The following is a 15516-nucleotide window of genomic DNA, read 5'->3' on the forward strand; positions in this document are numbered from 1 at the left end:
CTGTTAAACTTGTGTCCAGAACAGGTAAAATAGTCCCTTTCATTTAGTTAGAGATCGCAAACGGATATGGCTGAATACGTCTATACCATGTCGCGCGTGGGCAAAGTCGTCCCACCTAAGCGTCAAATCCTTAAAAACATTTCATTGAGCTTCTTCCCGGGCGCCAAAATCGGTGTCTTGGGCCTAAACGGTTCTGGTAAATCTACCCTGCTACGCATCATGGCGGGCATCGATACCGACATCGAAGGTGAAGCACGTCCACAAGCGGGCCTGAAAGTGGGTTACCTACCTCAGGAGCCGGTACTGGACGAAGAAAAAACCGTACGTGAAGTGGTTGAAGAATCTGTCGCGGACGTGAAACACGCCCTGACACGCCTAGACGAAGTATACGCAGCCTACGCTGAACCGGATGCGGACTTCGACAAACTGGCTAAAGAGCAAGGCGAACTGGAAGCGTTGATCGCGACCAAAGACGGTCACAACCTGGACATGCAACTTGAGCGTGCGGCGGATGCACTGCGTCTGCCAGAGTGGGATGCACAAGTGAAATTCCTGTCTGGTGGTGAGCGCCGTCGTGTGGCTATCTGTCGTCTACTGCTAGACAAACCAGATATGCTGCTACTTGACGAACCAACCAACCACTTGGATGCAGAATCTGTAGCATGGCTGGAACACTTCCTGGTGGATTACAGCGGTACCGTTGTGGCCATCACGCACGACCGTTACTTCCTGGACAACGCAGCAGGCTGGATCCTGGAACTTGACCGTGGTGAAGGTATTCCATGGGAAGGTAACTACACTTCATGGCTAGAGCAAAAAGATGCGCGTCTACAGCAAGAAGCGTCTCAAGAGAAAGCACGCCAGAAGACTATCGAGAAAGAACTGGAGTGGGTACGTCAGAACCCTAAAGGTCGTCAAGCAAAATCTAAAGCGCGTATGGCGCGTTTTGAAGAGCTGAACACCACCGAGCACCAGCGTCGTAACGAAACCAACGAACTGTTCATTCCGCCAGGTGAGCGTTTGGGTGACAAGGTTATCGAAGTTCAGAACCTGACCAAATCATTCGGTGATCGCGTACTGATCGACGACCTGTCGTTCAGCGTGCCAAAAGGGGCGATCGTGGGCATCATCGGTGCCAACGGTGCCGGTAAATCTACCCTGTTTAAGATGCTGAGCGGCGCAGAGCAGCCAGACTCAGGCAGCATTGAGCTGGGCGAAACCGTGAAACTGGCGTCAGTGGATCAGTTCCGTGACTCAATGAACGACAACAACACGGTATACCAGGAGATCTCTGAAGGTGCGGATATCATCCGTATCAACAACTTCGAGCTTCAGGCCCGTGCTTACGTGTCTCGCTTCAACTTCAAGGGCAGCGATCAGCAGAAGCGCATCGGCGAACTGTCTGGTGGTGAGCGTAACCGTGTTCACTTAGCGAAACTGCTAAAAGCAGGCGGCAACGTCTTGCTACTCGATGAACCGACCAACGACCTGGACGTAGAAACCCTACGTGCCCTGGAAGAAGCGCTGTTGGAATTCCCTGGCTGTGCCATGGTGATCTCGCACGACCGTTGGTTCCTTGACCGTGTAGCAACCCACATCCTTGACTACCGTGATGAAGGTCAAGTTAACTTCTTCGAAGGTAACTACACCGAATACACTGACTGGTTGAAGAAAACACTGGGTGCACAAGCGGCTGAGCCACACCGCATCAAGTACAAGCGTATCGCGAAGTAATCATTCCGAGCGCACAAACAACAAGGGCAGCCCAATGGCTGCCCTTTTTTATATCTGCAATCTTGTCTTTACAAAGACGCCGCTTACGCCGTGGTGTGTGCCACGCGATCAAATGCCGTCAATGCTTCTTGCAGATCTTCCACCGCAATGATCTCAATGCCGTTGATCTGACGGCTGGCGTTGGCTTTAGGCACAATCGCGCGGGTAAAGCCTTGCTTAGCCGCTTCACGAATACGCTCTACCCCGTTGGCTGCCGGACGGATATCGCCGTTCAGGCCAATCTCACCGAACACCAACACATCCTGCGGGATCGGCGCGCTCTTGAAGCTGGAGAAGATCGACAGCAATACCGCCAAGTCTGCCGAGGTTTCCTCGATTTTGATCCCGCCGACACAGTTCACGAAAATGTCCATGTCAGACAGCATCACCCCACCGTGACGGGCCAGTACCGCAATCGACATCGCCAGACGGTTACCGTCATAGCCCACCGTCAAACGGCGCGGGTTCTCGGTCACTGAGTTATTACACAGGGCCTGAATTTCCACCAGCAACGGACGGGTGCCTTCCCACAGCGTGGTACAGGTTGAACCGGCGTGGTTCTTGTCCGAGCGGCTCAAGAAAATCGCTGACGGGTTCTTCACCTGCTTCATCCCGGTTTCGGTCATGGCAAAGAAACAGGACTCGGAATCGGCACCAAAACGGTTTTTCGAGGTACGCAGCACACGGAATTTTTCATCCGCCGTGGATGAGAGCGCAAACAGGCCGTCAACAATGTGGATCAGCTGCATCGGGCCGGCCACGTTCGAGTCTTTATTGATATGGCCAACGATCATGAAGGTCACGCCTTCGGTTTTCGCAAAACGGGTCAGCGCCGCCGCTGACTCTTTGACCTGACTCGGACTACCGGCCGCCGAATCGTTATGGGCCACGGTCATGGTCTGGATCGAGTCGATGATCACGAACTCGACTTTTTGCTCCGTCACATGATGTAAGATCTGCTCGACCGAGGTTTCCGCCACCACATGGATTTTATCGATGTTCGGGGTGCCCAATCGCTGCGCACGCTGGGAGATCTGATGGATCGATTCTTCGCCCGACACATACAGCACGGTTTTCGAGCCGGCTACCGCCCCGATGCTTTGCAGCAACAAGGTCGATTTACCCGCCCCCGGATCGCCACACAGCAGCAACACCGAGCCCGGCACAATGCCGCCGCCAAACACGCGGTCGAGCTCAGAAATGCCCGAGCTGTAACGCGGCAGATCTTTACTCTCTACGTCAGAGAGTTTTTGTACCTTGGTCGTTGCACCGGCATAACTGCTCGCCGCACTGGCCGCGCCACCCACTGCCGCGCGGGTCTTTGGTACGGTAAATTCGGTTATTGTGTTCCACGCCGCACAGGCACTACATTGTCCCTGCCAGCGAGGAAAGTCCGCGCCACAATCACTGCAGACATAAGCACGCTTGGTTTTCGCCATGATAGCCCCTATACCGTTCACTTGCCCCCATCTTCCTGTCGGACACTTTCACGCCACATTCCAAGAAAAATGTTACATTCCGCCTGCTGACAGGCTCAATTTTTGGGGCAAAATACCGATATTAAACGAAGACCTTCAAAATAAAAAAGCACTATGTTACTCAACGATCACAAAGGGTTGATTGATAACCTCATTCCGGTTTACGACCAGGATGACTTTGACGATACCTTTCACATCATGACCCAAGGCGAGGATGGCCCTACCCGTTTGCAGATCAAAATGGAATTGCACCGGATCATGGCACCTTGCCATCAAATTGTTGATCTGCGCGGGCGAGTCAATGGCGATTGCCGCCCTTATGAACTGAACGGACTGCGTCATTGGCTCGATGACGTGGCCCTCAATACGTACCACCAGTGGATTGCGGCCTATGGCGGGCAGTTCCGTGTCGGCCTGTATGAAGCCCTGATGAACACCCACAACAACTTCCGGGTGATGCATCAACAACAAAAACAACAGCAACAGGCACAACATCAAGCGGAAGAAATCCCCACACTGCTTCGTGACACCCAATACGATGCGCCTTTACTGCGCTTTGGTCACTACCTGACGCGCCACGAAGATCGTCTGCACATCAGCACGCCGGTCAATCTGGAGCTGCCGGACGGCCACATGGTCAATGCCATTACCGCCGATCTGTCGTTCTCTGGCGCAAAATTCAAAGTGCCCTCTGCGTTTACCTATCAGCTCGGCATGCTGATCACCGCCCGTTTTCCGAAAATGGCCGAGGTACTGCACAACCCGCAGCTGATGGACGGGCTGGCTTACCGTGTCCTGGCCATTGATGAAAGCGGCGAGCACGACAGCTACAAGTGGCTGCGGCTGAAAATCGTCGGCGATAACAAGATCATCAAAGCCGCGATTGAAGAGTATTTGGAACGTACCCAGAACAAAGCCCGTCAGGATCATGAAGACAAAGTGATTCAGGCACGCACACGCGGGTATGAACACTGCTACCTGAAACACAGCAGTGCGATGCCGCTGTTTTTCACCGGCACCACCTTAAAATACAGCCTGCTGACCCCGCATAACCGCCATTTGTGGGATGACTGGCATGACGAGCGCAACCAGCCGGTGATCAACCATTTGCTGTCGGCCGCACGACTGGCCAGTTTAGGCAAAGCCGGACTGAAACAATCAAGCACCCTGCTCTATAGCTTCAACCACCAGCACAACGGCAAAACCTATTTTTACTCAGCGGCCCTGCCGGAGATGAACCGTGAGCAGCGCCAGTTGTTTTGGCACATTGGCGCCCAGCGTGACAGTTGGCGCGTTTACCGCCTGACTTTGCAGCCGATCAGTGCGGAAAATCTGGAAGTGCTGAAAGACATTGCGCCGGAAATGATTGGCCCGCTCAGCGCGTTGACCCATGTCGGCTTGCTGCAAGATCTGAGCAATGCCGAAGCCCAGCACGATTATCGCCTGATCTTCAAATCGCAGCTACCGGCCAGTGCCTTGCAGGCGTTTCGCCACCCACGCGATCCGGTCGCCAGCGCCAAAGCGGTGTATTTCGACCCGAAACCCCAGCGCTGTGAAGATCGCTTTTTGTTCCAGACCCCGGTACAGATCAGCACCGCACAAGGGATCAGCATCATGGGCAAAAGCGTGGATTTCTCTTCGCGCGGCCTGAACATCGCCCTGTCATCGCCCTTGGCGCTCAAGCGTGATGATGTGCTAAGCATCAGTTTTCCGCGTCTGCAGCAGATGGACAAACGCGCGCCGTTAGAAAACGTGCCGTATCGGGTGATTCGGATCAGCCCGGATTATCGCCAAATTCAGCTCACCACCGATGAAGGCACCCGCGCAGAGCAATGTGCCCTGTTTTTGCGTAAGCTGATCCAACACAATGAAAACAAGCTGACCCGCAGCGGGGAAAGCCTGCCACGCGGGGAGTTGCTGCTGGTGATGCACCGCATGCTGCTCAGCCGCCTGAACTGTGTGCCGTATTTTGCCGAAAAGGCTGCCCATAAAGCGACGCTCAAAGCCATTGGCTGTAACTTCCCGGTGCCGCCACTGGTCAAATTGTTCCACCATATCGCCGAGCAGGACGGGTACTCACTGGAGCCGATTTTCCGCAACCGCAACAAACGCATGCTGGCCGATCCGCTGCGCCCGATGGTGATCCAGCAACCGCATGTGCATGAAGTGTATCTGTGGGTGGAGCGCGATGGGGACGAGATCCTGCACATTGAAGGCCTGCTGCCGGATGAGTTTGCCGATACCGATGCGCGGATCACCTTCATCAAGCAAGCGCGTTTGAATGGGGAGTTCATGGCGTTGCGTGTCACGGCGGTACCGGTACTGAGCCCGATGACCACCTTAATACGTCGAGAATTGGGCGAGTTGGCGCGCCTGACCCTGCACCGGGCCCGCGCCTTGGAAGAAGAGCTCAGCACCCTCATCGGCTGTGGTGAGTTGCATGACATCACCGATGAAGTGCTGATCCGACTGGAAATTAACTGATCGCGAGCGTGAACACGCGCCTTACCAGCTCAAATGGTGAGGCAACAGAGAAACCGATAACACACAGATGATCGCGCCAAGGCCGGCATACCGAACCGCCACTGGCGAGGCCGCTTCCACCTTCGGTTTGGCGTGATACGCCACGCCTAAGCCGGCTGCTTTGATCATCACCAAATCATTCGCCCCGTCGCCCACGGCTACCGTGTTGTGCGGGGCAATGTCATACTGCGCCGCCAGACGGTGCAAAATGGTCGCTTTAGCCTGCGCATCGACAATGTCACCCAACACCTTGCCGGTCAGTTTGCCTTCCACAATCTCCAGCGTGTTCGACTCGGCATGTACCAAATCCAACTCTTGCTTGAGGTAATCCGAGAAATAGGTAAATCCGCCTGATGCAATGGCCGCTTTCCAGCCATAGTGATGCAGTGTCGCCACTAACTCGCGCAGCTCGGGCATCATGGGTAACGACTCGCGCACTTGGGTCAGGATCGCTTCGTCTGCCCCTTCCAAGGTGGCTACACGCTGTCGCAAGCTCTGGGCAAAATCCAATTCCCCCTGCATCGCACGCTCAGTCACCGCCGCCACTTCTTCACCGACACCGGCCAATGCGGCGATTTCATCAATGCACTCGATCTGAATCGCGGTGGAGTCCATGTCCATCACTACCAGTCCCGGCTCGTGCAGATCCGGCACGTCCTGCACATTGGCCACATCAAGGTGATGGGCGATCACTGTCTGTGCCAGCGCCTCGCTATAAGGCTGCGAAACCAGCAAACAGTCATACTGCCCCACTTTCCACGCTGCGGTGATGCCTAATGCCTCGCCCAGCGCCGCTTCAATCGCCTCCACCGTGTCCGGATAGATCCCCTGACCGTAGATCAGGGTCGGTGAACGGCGGCGATCACGGTTGCTGGCCGATACCACACTGGGATATCGCTGGTATAACGAGGTATGTTTCCTTATTTTAAGCACTTATAGACCATCCATGTTAAAGTAAATGTCTTGCCACACGTTACCCTATTGCAAATTACCAGGGCAAGTCCCAAGATAATATTGGCACAGTTAGTACTGCTGAGATGATGAAATATAAAAAGACACGTTTTCAAAAGGCATGGCAATTGTTTGTCCTGTTTGGCTGTATCGCGGCCATCATCACGATGGTGGAATATGGCTCCGATCTGACCAAACGTAACTATCAGGCTCTGAGTGAACAAACCCAGACGCTGACCCGTTTAATGGCCCGTCAGGCGGCGCAAACCGCAAGTGCGGACGTGGTTGAGAAGAACCAAGACAAGCTGCAGGTGCTGGTGGAGCGACTGGCCGATGAAGGGCTGATCCTCGATGCCACCATTTACGATTTGGAAGGCGCGACCATTGCGAAAAATGCCGAGGCGATGCCGCTGACACAAGTGACCGGCCTGTCGACCCCCTTGTCGGTCGCCAGCTACGGTCGCCAGCAAATTGTCGAGCCGATCATGACCCAGCATCAGGTGGTGGGCTTTTTACGTATCACCCTTGAGCATGATCGCGTGCTGGCGCGTACCCTGCATGACATTGACTACATCACCTCGGTGGTGCGTGCATTGATCATTGCCGCCTTAGTGGTGGGCTTCATTCTGGCCTTTACCTTTGGCCGTCGCAAAGACATCTGGCACTTTCCGTTTCTGCTCGCTAACAAAGACTGATACGCAGCACGGTCAGAGCAGAGCAAGCACAGCACTGGCACAGAAGAAAAAACGCAGACAAACAAAAAGGGCTGATCCACCGGATCAGCCCTTTCTTTATGCGCTTAATCGACGAGCAATTATGCTTCGTCAGCGTCGCCTAGTAGTACAGACTCTAGTGCGATTTCCATCATCTCGTTGAACGTTAGCTGACGCTCTTCAGAAGTCGTCGCTTCGCCACGTAGGATGTGGTCAGATACGGTACAGATAGTCAGTGCTTTCGCGCCGAACTCAGCCGCCAGGCCGTAGATACCTGCCGCTTCCATTTCAACGCCCACGATGCCGTATTTGTTCATCGTCTGGAAGAAATCGAAATCTGGGTTGTAGAACAAATCTGCAGAGAAGATGTTGCCCACTTTAACGTCGATGCCTTTTGCTTTCGCCGCATCAACCGCGTTCTTCACCATGCCGAAATCAGCCAGTGCCGCGAAATCGTGGCCGCCGAAACGCATACGGTTAACTTTAGAGTCCGTTGATGCACCCATGCCGATCACAACATCACGCAGGTTCACATCATCACGTACTGCACCACAGCTACCCACACGGATGATTTTCTTCACGCCGTAGTCTTTGATCAGCTCAGTCGCGTAGATAGAGCAAGATGGGATACCCATACCGTGACCCATTACAGAGATCTTACGACCTTTGTAAGTACCGGTGTAACCGAACATGTTACGTACGTTACACACTTCTTTTGCGTCATCCAGGAAGGTTTCTGCAATGTATTTAGCGCGAAGTGGATCACCCGGCATCAATACTACGTCTGCAAAATCACCCATTTCTGCGTTAATGTGAGGAGTCGCCATTGTTATTTCCTTCATATTATTGCTTGGTGTGGGCCGTTATGTTCTCGCCCACCCCAATGTCAACAGATCTGCCCAGCGCAGTGTCAATCTAAGCAAATATAGACGTAAACAGCTCTGGGATCAGTCTTTTTCGTTCGGCTTACAGGAAAGATTTCCCGTATTCCATGTCAGTCGTGCCGAAGTATTCCGCCAGGCTCTGGCCGATATCAGCAAAGGTGTCACGGCGGCCCAGTGAACCGGCTTTGATCTTAGGACCTGTTACCAATACTGGAATATGCTCACGAGTATGATCGGTGCCTGGCCATGTTGGGTCACAACCGTGGTCTGCGGTCAGGATCAACACATCGTCTTCCTGCAGCAGTTCTAGAATTTCTGGCAAACGCTTGTCGAAGTATTCCAGTGCCGCTGCATAACCTGCCACATCACGGCGGTGGCCGTACGCGGAGTCAAAGTCAACGAAATTAGTGAACACGATGGTGTTGTCACCCGCTGCTTTGATCTGCTCAAGCGTTGCTTCAAACAGCGCAGGAATGCCCGTCGCTTTCACTTTCTGTGTGATACCGCAACCGGCGTAAATGTCAGAGATCTTACCGATAGAAATCACTTCACCGTTTTTCTCTTCAACCAGCTTTTGCAGCAAGGTTGGTGCAGGTGGCTCAACAGACAGGTCACGGCGATTACCGGTACGCTCAAACTGGCCTTTACCCGGGCCAATGAACGGACGCGCAATTACACGGCCGATGTTGTAATCCGCCAATTCTTCACGGGCGATTTGGCACAGCTCAAGCAGCTTATCCAGGCCAAAGGTTTCTTCGTGACAGGCAATTTGGAATACTGAGTCTGCCGAGGTGTAGAAAATCGGCCAGCCTGTTTGCATGTGTTCTTCGCCCAGATCATCCAATACTTGGGTGCCTGATGCGTGGCAGTTGCCCAGGAAGCCTTCCAGCCCTGCGCGCGCCAAAATGCGATCGGTCAGCGCTTTCGGGAAGCTGTTGCTGTGATCGGTGAAGTAACCCCAATCAAACAGCACCGGTACACCGGCAATTTCCCAGTGACCCGATGGGGTGTCTTTACCTGAAGACAGTTCTGCCGCATGCGCGTAAGCACCGGTGATTTCCACCTGTGGATCCAAGCCCGCAGGAAATTCGCCTGATGACTCTTCACACGCTTTACCTAAGCCCAGACGGGTCAGGTTTGGCAGGTTCAACGGACCGCTACGCAAGCTGTTGTCGGCTTCACCGCGCGCACATGCCTGCGCAATGTGACCCAGGGTGTTGGCACCCACATCACCAAAATCAACGGCGTCAGCGGTGGCACCAATGCCAAAAGAATCCAGAACCAGGATAATTGAACGTTTCATTTTGCACTCCATCACACATCTTCAGGACGAACACGGCGGTAAACAACCGGTGTTGGCGCAGGTTTTTCATCGGCAATCGTAATCGCAGCACGCACCGCTTTCGCAGCTTCTTCCCACTGCGCTTCGGTACGCGCGTGGATCACAGCCAGCGGGTGCTCAGCATTCGCTTCATCACCCAGACGAGCCATGTCGCTCAGGCCAACCGCATAGTCAATGGTATCTGCCGCAACGCGACGACCACCGCCCATGCCGACCACTGCCATACCCAATGCACGGGTATCCATGGCGTACACATAACCGTTTTGCTCGGCGTATACCGGCTTGGCGATTTCAGCACGCGCTAGGTAGTTGTCGTAATTCTCCATAAAGTCAGCCGGGCCGCCTAAGCCAGCCACCATCTTGCCAAAGCAAGCAGCCGCTTTACCGTTATCCAACACCGTTTGAAGATCCGCACGCGCCTGATCAATATCTGCTGCTAAACCACTGTTTACAAGCATTTCAGCACACAATGCCATGGTCACTTCAAATAAGCGAGGGTTACGGTATTCACCGGTGAGGAATTGCACAGCTTCACGTACTTCGAGTGCATTACCAGCGGTTGATGCCAATACCTGGTTCATGTCCGTCAGCAGTGCAGTGGTCTTGGTGCCCGCACCGTTCGCCACGGCCACGATAGATTTCGCCAGCTCTTCAGAAGCTTCATACGTTGGCATGAAGGCACCTGAACCCACTTTCACGTCCATCACCAGCGAGCCAAGTCCGGCCGCCAGTTTCTTCGATAGAATAGACGCGGTGATCAGAGAGATGTTATCCACGGTCGCGGTCACGTCACGGGTTGCGTACACACGCTTGTCCGCTGGTGCCAAATCGCCGGTCTGGCCGATGATTGCCACGCCTGCGTCTTTGGTTACTTGACCGAATACCTCATTGGTTGGGGTAATGTTGTAGCCAGGAATCGATTCCAGCTTATCCAATGTACCGCCTGTGTGGCCCAGACCACGACCAGAAATCATCGGTACGTAACCGCCACATGCTGCCACCATTGGGCCAAGCATCAGCGATGTCACGTCACCCACACCACCGGTAGAGTGCTTATCAACGATTGGGCCATCAAAGTTCATGTGGCTCCAGTCAATCACCATACCGGAATCACGCATCGCACAGGTCAGCGCAACACGCTCATCCATGGTCATATCGTTGAAGTAAATCGCCATCGCGAATGCCGCGATCTGACCTTCTGACACGGTGTCTTTAGCCACACCTTGAATGAAGAAATTGATTTCGTCGGCCGTTAGCTCGATGTTGTCACGTTTCTTACGGATGATTTCTTGTGGTAAATACATGGTATTCCCCAATAAATAATAGCGAGTGTAGGATCGTCACGGTTTACTGTCGGTGATTTTCAGGTGTACGCAAGCCGCCTGTAGACGCCGCACAAAGCGAACGTAGGCAAAAACCGTAATTAAAAACCAGAAAGTAAAACGTAAAATGGATATAAAAATAAGGCGGCCAAGCGGCCACCTTATGGAAAAGAATTAGTAGCCGCCTTCCGCTGCTTTTTCGCCTTCACCCAGAGTGTGAAGCAGGTTTGCTAGCAGGCTTGATGCGCCAAAGCGGTAGTGCATGTTATCTGCCCACTCTGCGCCCAGAATACGGTCAGCCATTGCTAGGTATTGCTGTGCGTCTTCTGCAGTACGTACGCCACCGGCTGGTTTGAAACCAACGGTTTCTGCTACGCCCATGTCTTTGATCACGTTCAGCATGATTTCCGCGTACTCAGGAGTCGCGTTCACTGGCACTTTACCAGTAGAAGTCTTGATGAAGTTTGCGCCCGCTTTGATAGAGATTTCAGATGCTTTCTTGATCAGCTCTTCAGTCTTCAGCTCACCGGTTTCGATGATCACTTTTAGCAATACATCGCCACACGCTGCTTTACACTGCTTAACCAGTTCAAAGCCCACTTCTTCGTTGCCCGCCATTAGCGCGCGGTATGGGAATACCACGTCCACTTCGTCCGCACCGTAAGCCACAGCTGCTTTTGTTTCAGCGACTGCGATTTCAATGTCGTCGTTACCATGTGGGAAGTTAGTCACAGTTGCAATGCGTACTTCTGGTGTACCTTGCTCACGTAGCTGCTTTTTCGCAACAGGGATAAAACGCGGGTAGATACAGATCGCTGCCGTGTTACCTACCGCAGTTTTCGCATCTTTACAAAGCGCGATCACTTTTGCGTCAGTGTCGTCTTCGTTCAGCGTAGTAAGGTCCATTAGTTGAAGCGCACGTAGTGCAGCCGCTTTTAATTCGCTCATGACTTTCTCCAGTCCAGTTATGTATTACAAGCTAAAAGACACTCTTCCCCAGCATGGGCAGCTCGCCACATGGCCCGCGATGGGAACAGTGATACCTGCAACCGTCGTTGACGGCGTGTCAGGTATAACGGACTTGATTCCTTGAAGACTTCTCCCCCTTTCGCGAGAACAGAGGGCGAATTGCTATCCGTTTCACCGCGCCGGATGCGCGAACACGCGAACCCAGCCGTGATGCCAACTTGCGCTATCGTGTCATAAGGTGATGACAAAACAGGGCAAATACAGCGTAAATCTGTTTAATGAGTGCAGGTCAATAATACCAAGGCAACCCGCCCCTCACCATGAAAGTTATGTTTCCTACCGTGGACAATGTGTTTCCCAAACGCACGTATTGGCGGTTTTCATGCACACTGTCTCGAAGGATCTGGCGCAGGCATGCGGTCAGGTGAAAAACCGCTCAACAATCCACTGATAGGCAATCCCGCCGGCATACACACCGACAATCCCCATCACACCGGACAACACCGGCGGTGCCGGGATCGGTAATTTGATCGCTGAAAACAGGATACCCACGATAAAGCCGGCCACCATTGCTAACAGTACTTCACTCATGATGCTTCTCTCTGTCTGTGATCGTACACAGAAGAAAGTGTAGTCTGCCCTGCTTTGAATGTAATGCTAACAAAGGGATTGCTCAGAAACCGGAGCGCAATCGATTTTATGACATGTCTTGGCCACAAGATCGCAGATGTTTACCGTATGTGTTGATCGGGGGGAAAGCAGGTAGCGAGAGGCGAGATCCTTGAATCTGGAAAAAGCAGGGGCAAGAAACGAGAAAGACAGGGACGAGGGGCTAGGAACGAGAAAATGCAGGAACTTGTGACGAGTTAGCGAGTTTCGCGTATCGAGAAAAACAGAAACTAGAAACGCGGAGACGCAATACTCAAATCTCGATACCCACTCTAGGCACCAGGATCTAGGATCTCGCTTCTCACATCTCATTCAAACAAAAACACCGCTGTGATTGCTCACAGCGGCGTTCTTTATTCAGCGCGGTTCGAACTTACATTGCAGACAATGTTACGAACAGACCTGCGATGGTCGCTGACATCAGGTTAGACAATGTACCTGCTGCTACTGCCTTCATACCGAAGCGAGCGATGTCGTGACGACGGCTTGGTGCTAGACCACCCAGACCACCTAGAAGGATAGCGACTGAAGATAGGTTAGCGAAGCCACACAATGCGAACGAGATGATAGCTTGTGTCTTATCAGACATTGCCGCACCTGTGTTAGCAACCAGCATACCGCCTTCCGCTGCATCTTTCAGGTAAGGGGCAAAGTTCAGGTAAGCCACGAATTCGTTCACAACCAGTTTCTGGCCGATGAATGAGCCCGCTACTGTAGCTTCTGACCAAGGCACACCGATTAGGAATGCAAGTGGTGAGAACACGTAACCCAGGATTAGCTCAAGCGTTAGCTGAGGCATACCGAACCAACCACCGATACCGCCAAGCAGACCGTTGATTAGGGCAATCAGACCGATGAATGCAAGAAGCATTGCACCAACGTTTAGCGCAAGCTGCATACCAGAAGACGCACCTGCTGCTGCTGCATCGATAACGTTCGCTGGCTTGTCGTCGCCTTCAGTTGCATCGCCTGCAAGCTGCTCAACTGGCTCTTCTGTTTCAGGCTTGATGATTTTCGCGAACAGTAGACCACCTGGTGCTGCCATGAATGATGCAGCGATCAAGTACTCTAGTGGTACACCCATTGACGCGTAACCCGCCAATACACCACCTGCCACAGATGCCAAACCACCACACATAACGGCAAACAGTTCAGACTGTGTCATCTTCGGCACGAATGGACGAATAACAAGAGGGGCTTCTGTTTGACCAACGAAAATGTTCGCCGTAGCAGACATCGATTCCGCACGAGAGGTACCAAGAGCCTTCTGTAGACCACCACCAAGAATATTGATGACAACCTGCATGATACCCAAGTAGTACAGTACGCTGATCAACGCAGAGAAGAATACGATTACTGGTAGTACGCGTAGGGCAAAGACGAAACCGCCACCGCCAAACACTTCAAACATTTTGTCTGAAGTTAGACCACCGAATAGGAAGTTGATACCGTCGTTACCGTAAGCAATAACGTTAGCAACACCTTGTGACATACCGTAAAGCACGTCACGACCAACTGGTACATACAGTACGAATGCACCTAGACAGAATTGGATGGCAAATGCACCACCAACAGTACGAAGATTAATAGCTTTGCGGTTATCAGATAGAAGTACAGCGATTAGTAGCAGTACTGCCATCCCAACCAGGCTCATAAACAGGCTCATAGTTTATGGCTTCCCTCAAGTTAAGTTTGGCGTCTCGACAATTCGGCTCATTAAGAGTCCGGCGCATTATACTCATGCAACGCCGGATAAAATAATGCCGACTTCACAATTTGCAAGGAAATGAAGTGAAAGCAAAACACCAAACGTGAGGTCAATCACAAAAAATGGAGACGATTGCGCAACCGTTTGGCGCAATCGTTTTTTTTGTGACCTTGATTCACATCGGGATACCAAAGAGTTCAGCGGTGGTTAAGGTAACCACGCGTGCGATCTCCTGTTCGCTTTCCCCTCGAATCGCTGCTAGTTCACGCAGCACATGCACCAGCCTGTCTGGCCGGTTCGGCTGCCCCTGATACCCCGCAATCGGCATATCCGGTGCATCCGTTTCCAACAACAACGCTGTCAATGGCAGCGCGGCGATGGTTTGGCGCGTTTTATTGGCTCTCGGATAGGTTATCGTACCCCCCACCCCAATGTTGATACCTAGATCAAGAAGCTGCTTGGCTTGGGGATAGCTTCCACTAAAAGCGTGATAAACCCCACCTGCGACCGGTGTATGTTGCCGCAACAAACGGATCATTTCGGGAAACGCTTTGCGACAATGCAAAATAACCGGCAGGTGATACTGATTGGCGATCTGAAACTGTGCGGTCAGTAACGCCACCTGCTGGTCTTTATCAGCATCCGCAATGGCAAAGTCTAGCCCACATTCCCCGACCGCAACGCACTTGCTGCGGTTTTTCGCTCGCAAAAGTGAGTCAGCCGCCAATGCGACATCCAGCTTGGCGATGTCCTGTGGCGTGTGCTGTGCACTGAAGAACGGGTGCAAGCCCAGCGCGTAGTAAACCCCTGCGTAGGTCTCTGCCAGTGCTTGTACCGCCGCCCAGTTACTCGCCCCAATAGCTGGCAGCACCAACTTCTCCACCCCCACTTGCTGCGCATCGGCCAGGTACTGCGCCGGATCGGCATCAAACGGGGAAAAGTCAAAGTGACAATGGCTGTCAATCAACATGCGTTGCCTCTGTGATCGCTTTGCGGGTTGTTCCCTTTTCATTCACGGCATCTGACTCGGCTAACGTGGCCTGCAGGGCACGTTGTGCCGGATGACGGGGATCATCGATGTCATAGCGCACCGGCGCACAGCTGCGCCGGTGTTCCGGGGCCAGCCCCATGTCTCGACACCAACGGTCATAAGCCGCTAACGCGCGTCGTAGTCCTGCTATCAT

The 15516-nt window shown here is 53.0% G+C and carries 13 protein-coding genes; 3 read left to right on the plus strand and 10 right to left on the minus strand.

Annotated features, from left to right (window positions below):
• Positions 1-66: 66 nt before the first annotated feature.
• On the plus strand, positions 67-1734 hold the full coding sequence (ettA, locus tag ABT58_RS10810; protein ID WP_047874424.1) for an energy-dependent translational throttle protein EttA: 1668 nt from the start codon (positions 67-69) through the stop codon (positions 1732-1734).
• Between the two features lie 83 nt (positions 1735-1817).
• Here the strand turns inward: ettA and radA are convergent, their stop codons facing one another.
• Complete coding sequence (gene radA / locus ABT58_RS10815) at positions 1818-3212, minus strand: DNA repair protein RadA (protein ID WP_047874425.1); 1395 nt, start codon at positions 3210-3212, stop codon at positions 1818-1820.
• 153 nt (positions 3213-3365) lie between these two features.
• Between radA and ABT58_RS10820 the strand changes: the two genes are divergently transcribed.
• On the plus strand, positions 3366-5735 hold the full coding sequence (locus ABT58_RS10820) for a PilZ domain-containing protein (protein ID WP_047874426.1): 2370 nt from the start codon (positions 3366-3368) through the stop codon (positions 5733-5735).
• Between the two features lie 21 nt (positions 5736-5756).
• Here ABT58_RS10820 and serB read toward each other — a convergent pair whose 3' ends face one another.
• Complete coding sequence (gene serB, locus ABT58_RS10825; RefSeq protein ID WP_229821733.1) at positions 5757-6707, minus strand: phosphoserine phosphatase; 951 nt, start codon at positions 6705-6707, stop codon at positions 5757-5759.
• Positions 6708-6811: 104 nt separating this feature from the next.
• On the opposite strand from serB, the gene ABT58_RS10830 reads away from it, so the two are divergent.
• Positions 6812-7420 carry a YtjB family periplasmic protein gene (locus tag ABT58_RS10830; protein WP_047874427.1) on the plus strand — a complete coding sequence of 203 codons (609 nt, stop codon included), beginning with the start codon at positions 6812-6814 and terminating at the stop codon, positions 7418-7420.
• A 119-nt stretch (positions 7421-7539) separates the two neighbouring features.
• Here the strand turns inward: ABT58_RS10830 and deoD are convergent, their stop codons facing one another.
• The 8 genes from deoD to ABT58_RS24060 form a co-directional block, all read right to left on the minus strand.
• Complete coding sequence (gene deoD / locus ABT58_RS10835) at positions 7540-8265, minus strand: purine-nucleoside phosphorylase (RefSeq protein WP_047874428.1); 726 nt, start codon at positions 8263-8265, stop codon at positions 7540-7542.
• Between the two features lie 139 nt (positions 8266-8404).
• A complete protein-coding gene (locus ABT58_RS10840; protein ID WP_047874429.1) occupies positions 8405-9625 on the minus strand; it encodes a phosphopentomutase in 1221 nt (406 codons plus the stop codon).
• 11 nt (positions 9626-9636) lie between these two features.
• Entirely contained in the window at positions 9637-10968 is a 1332-nt protein-coding gene (deoA, locus tag ABT58_RS10845; protein ID WP_047874430.1) for a thymidine phosphorylase, read from the minus strand.
• Between the two features lie 192 nt (positions 10969-11160).
• Complete coding sequence (gene deoC / locus ABT58_RS10850; RefSeq protein ID WP_047874431.1) at positions 11161-11934, minus strand: deoxyribose-phosphate aldolase; 774 nt, start codon at positions 11932-11934, stop codon at positions 11161-11163.
• A gap of 441 nt (positions 11935-12375) precedes the next feature.
• On the minus strand, positions 12376-12546 hold the full coding sequence (locus ABT58_RS10855; protein ID WP_047874432.1) for a XapX domain-containing protein: 171 nt from the start codon (positions 12544-12546) through the stop codon (positions 12376-12378).
• A 451-nt stretch (positions 12547-12997) separates the two neighbouring features.
• A complete protein-coding gene (locus tag ABT58_RS10860) occupies positions 12998-14290 on the minus strand; it encodes a NupC/NupG family nucleoside CNT transporter (protein ID WP_047874433.1) in 1293 nt (430 codons plus the stop codon).
• A 217-nt stretch (positions 14291-14507) separates the two neighbouring features.
• Positions 14508-15302, minus strand: coding sequence for a TatD family hydrolase (locus ABT58_RS10865; protein WP_047874434.1), 795 nt, complete (start codon positions 15300-15302; stop codon positions 14508-14510).
• Positions 15292-15516, minus strand: coding sequence for a hypothetical protein (locus ABT58_RS24060; protein ID WP_107205027.1), 225 nt, complete (start codon positions 15514-15516; stop codon positions 15292-15294). Before ABT58_RS24060 ends, ABT58_RS10865 begins: the two co-directional genes overlap by 11 nt.

Origin of the sequence: Photobacterium aphoticum, from assembly GCF_001029435.1 — a bacterium.
In the GTDB taxonomy this organism is placed as follows: domain Bacteria; phylum Pseudomonadota; class Gammaproteobacteria; order Enterobacterales; family Vibrionaceae; genus Photobacterium; species Photobacterium aphoticum.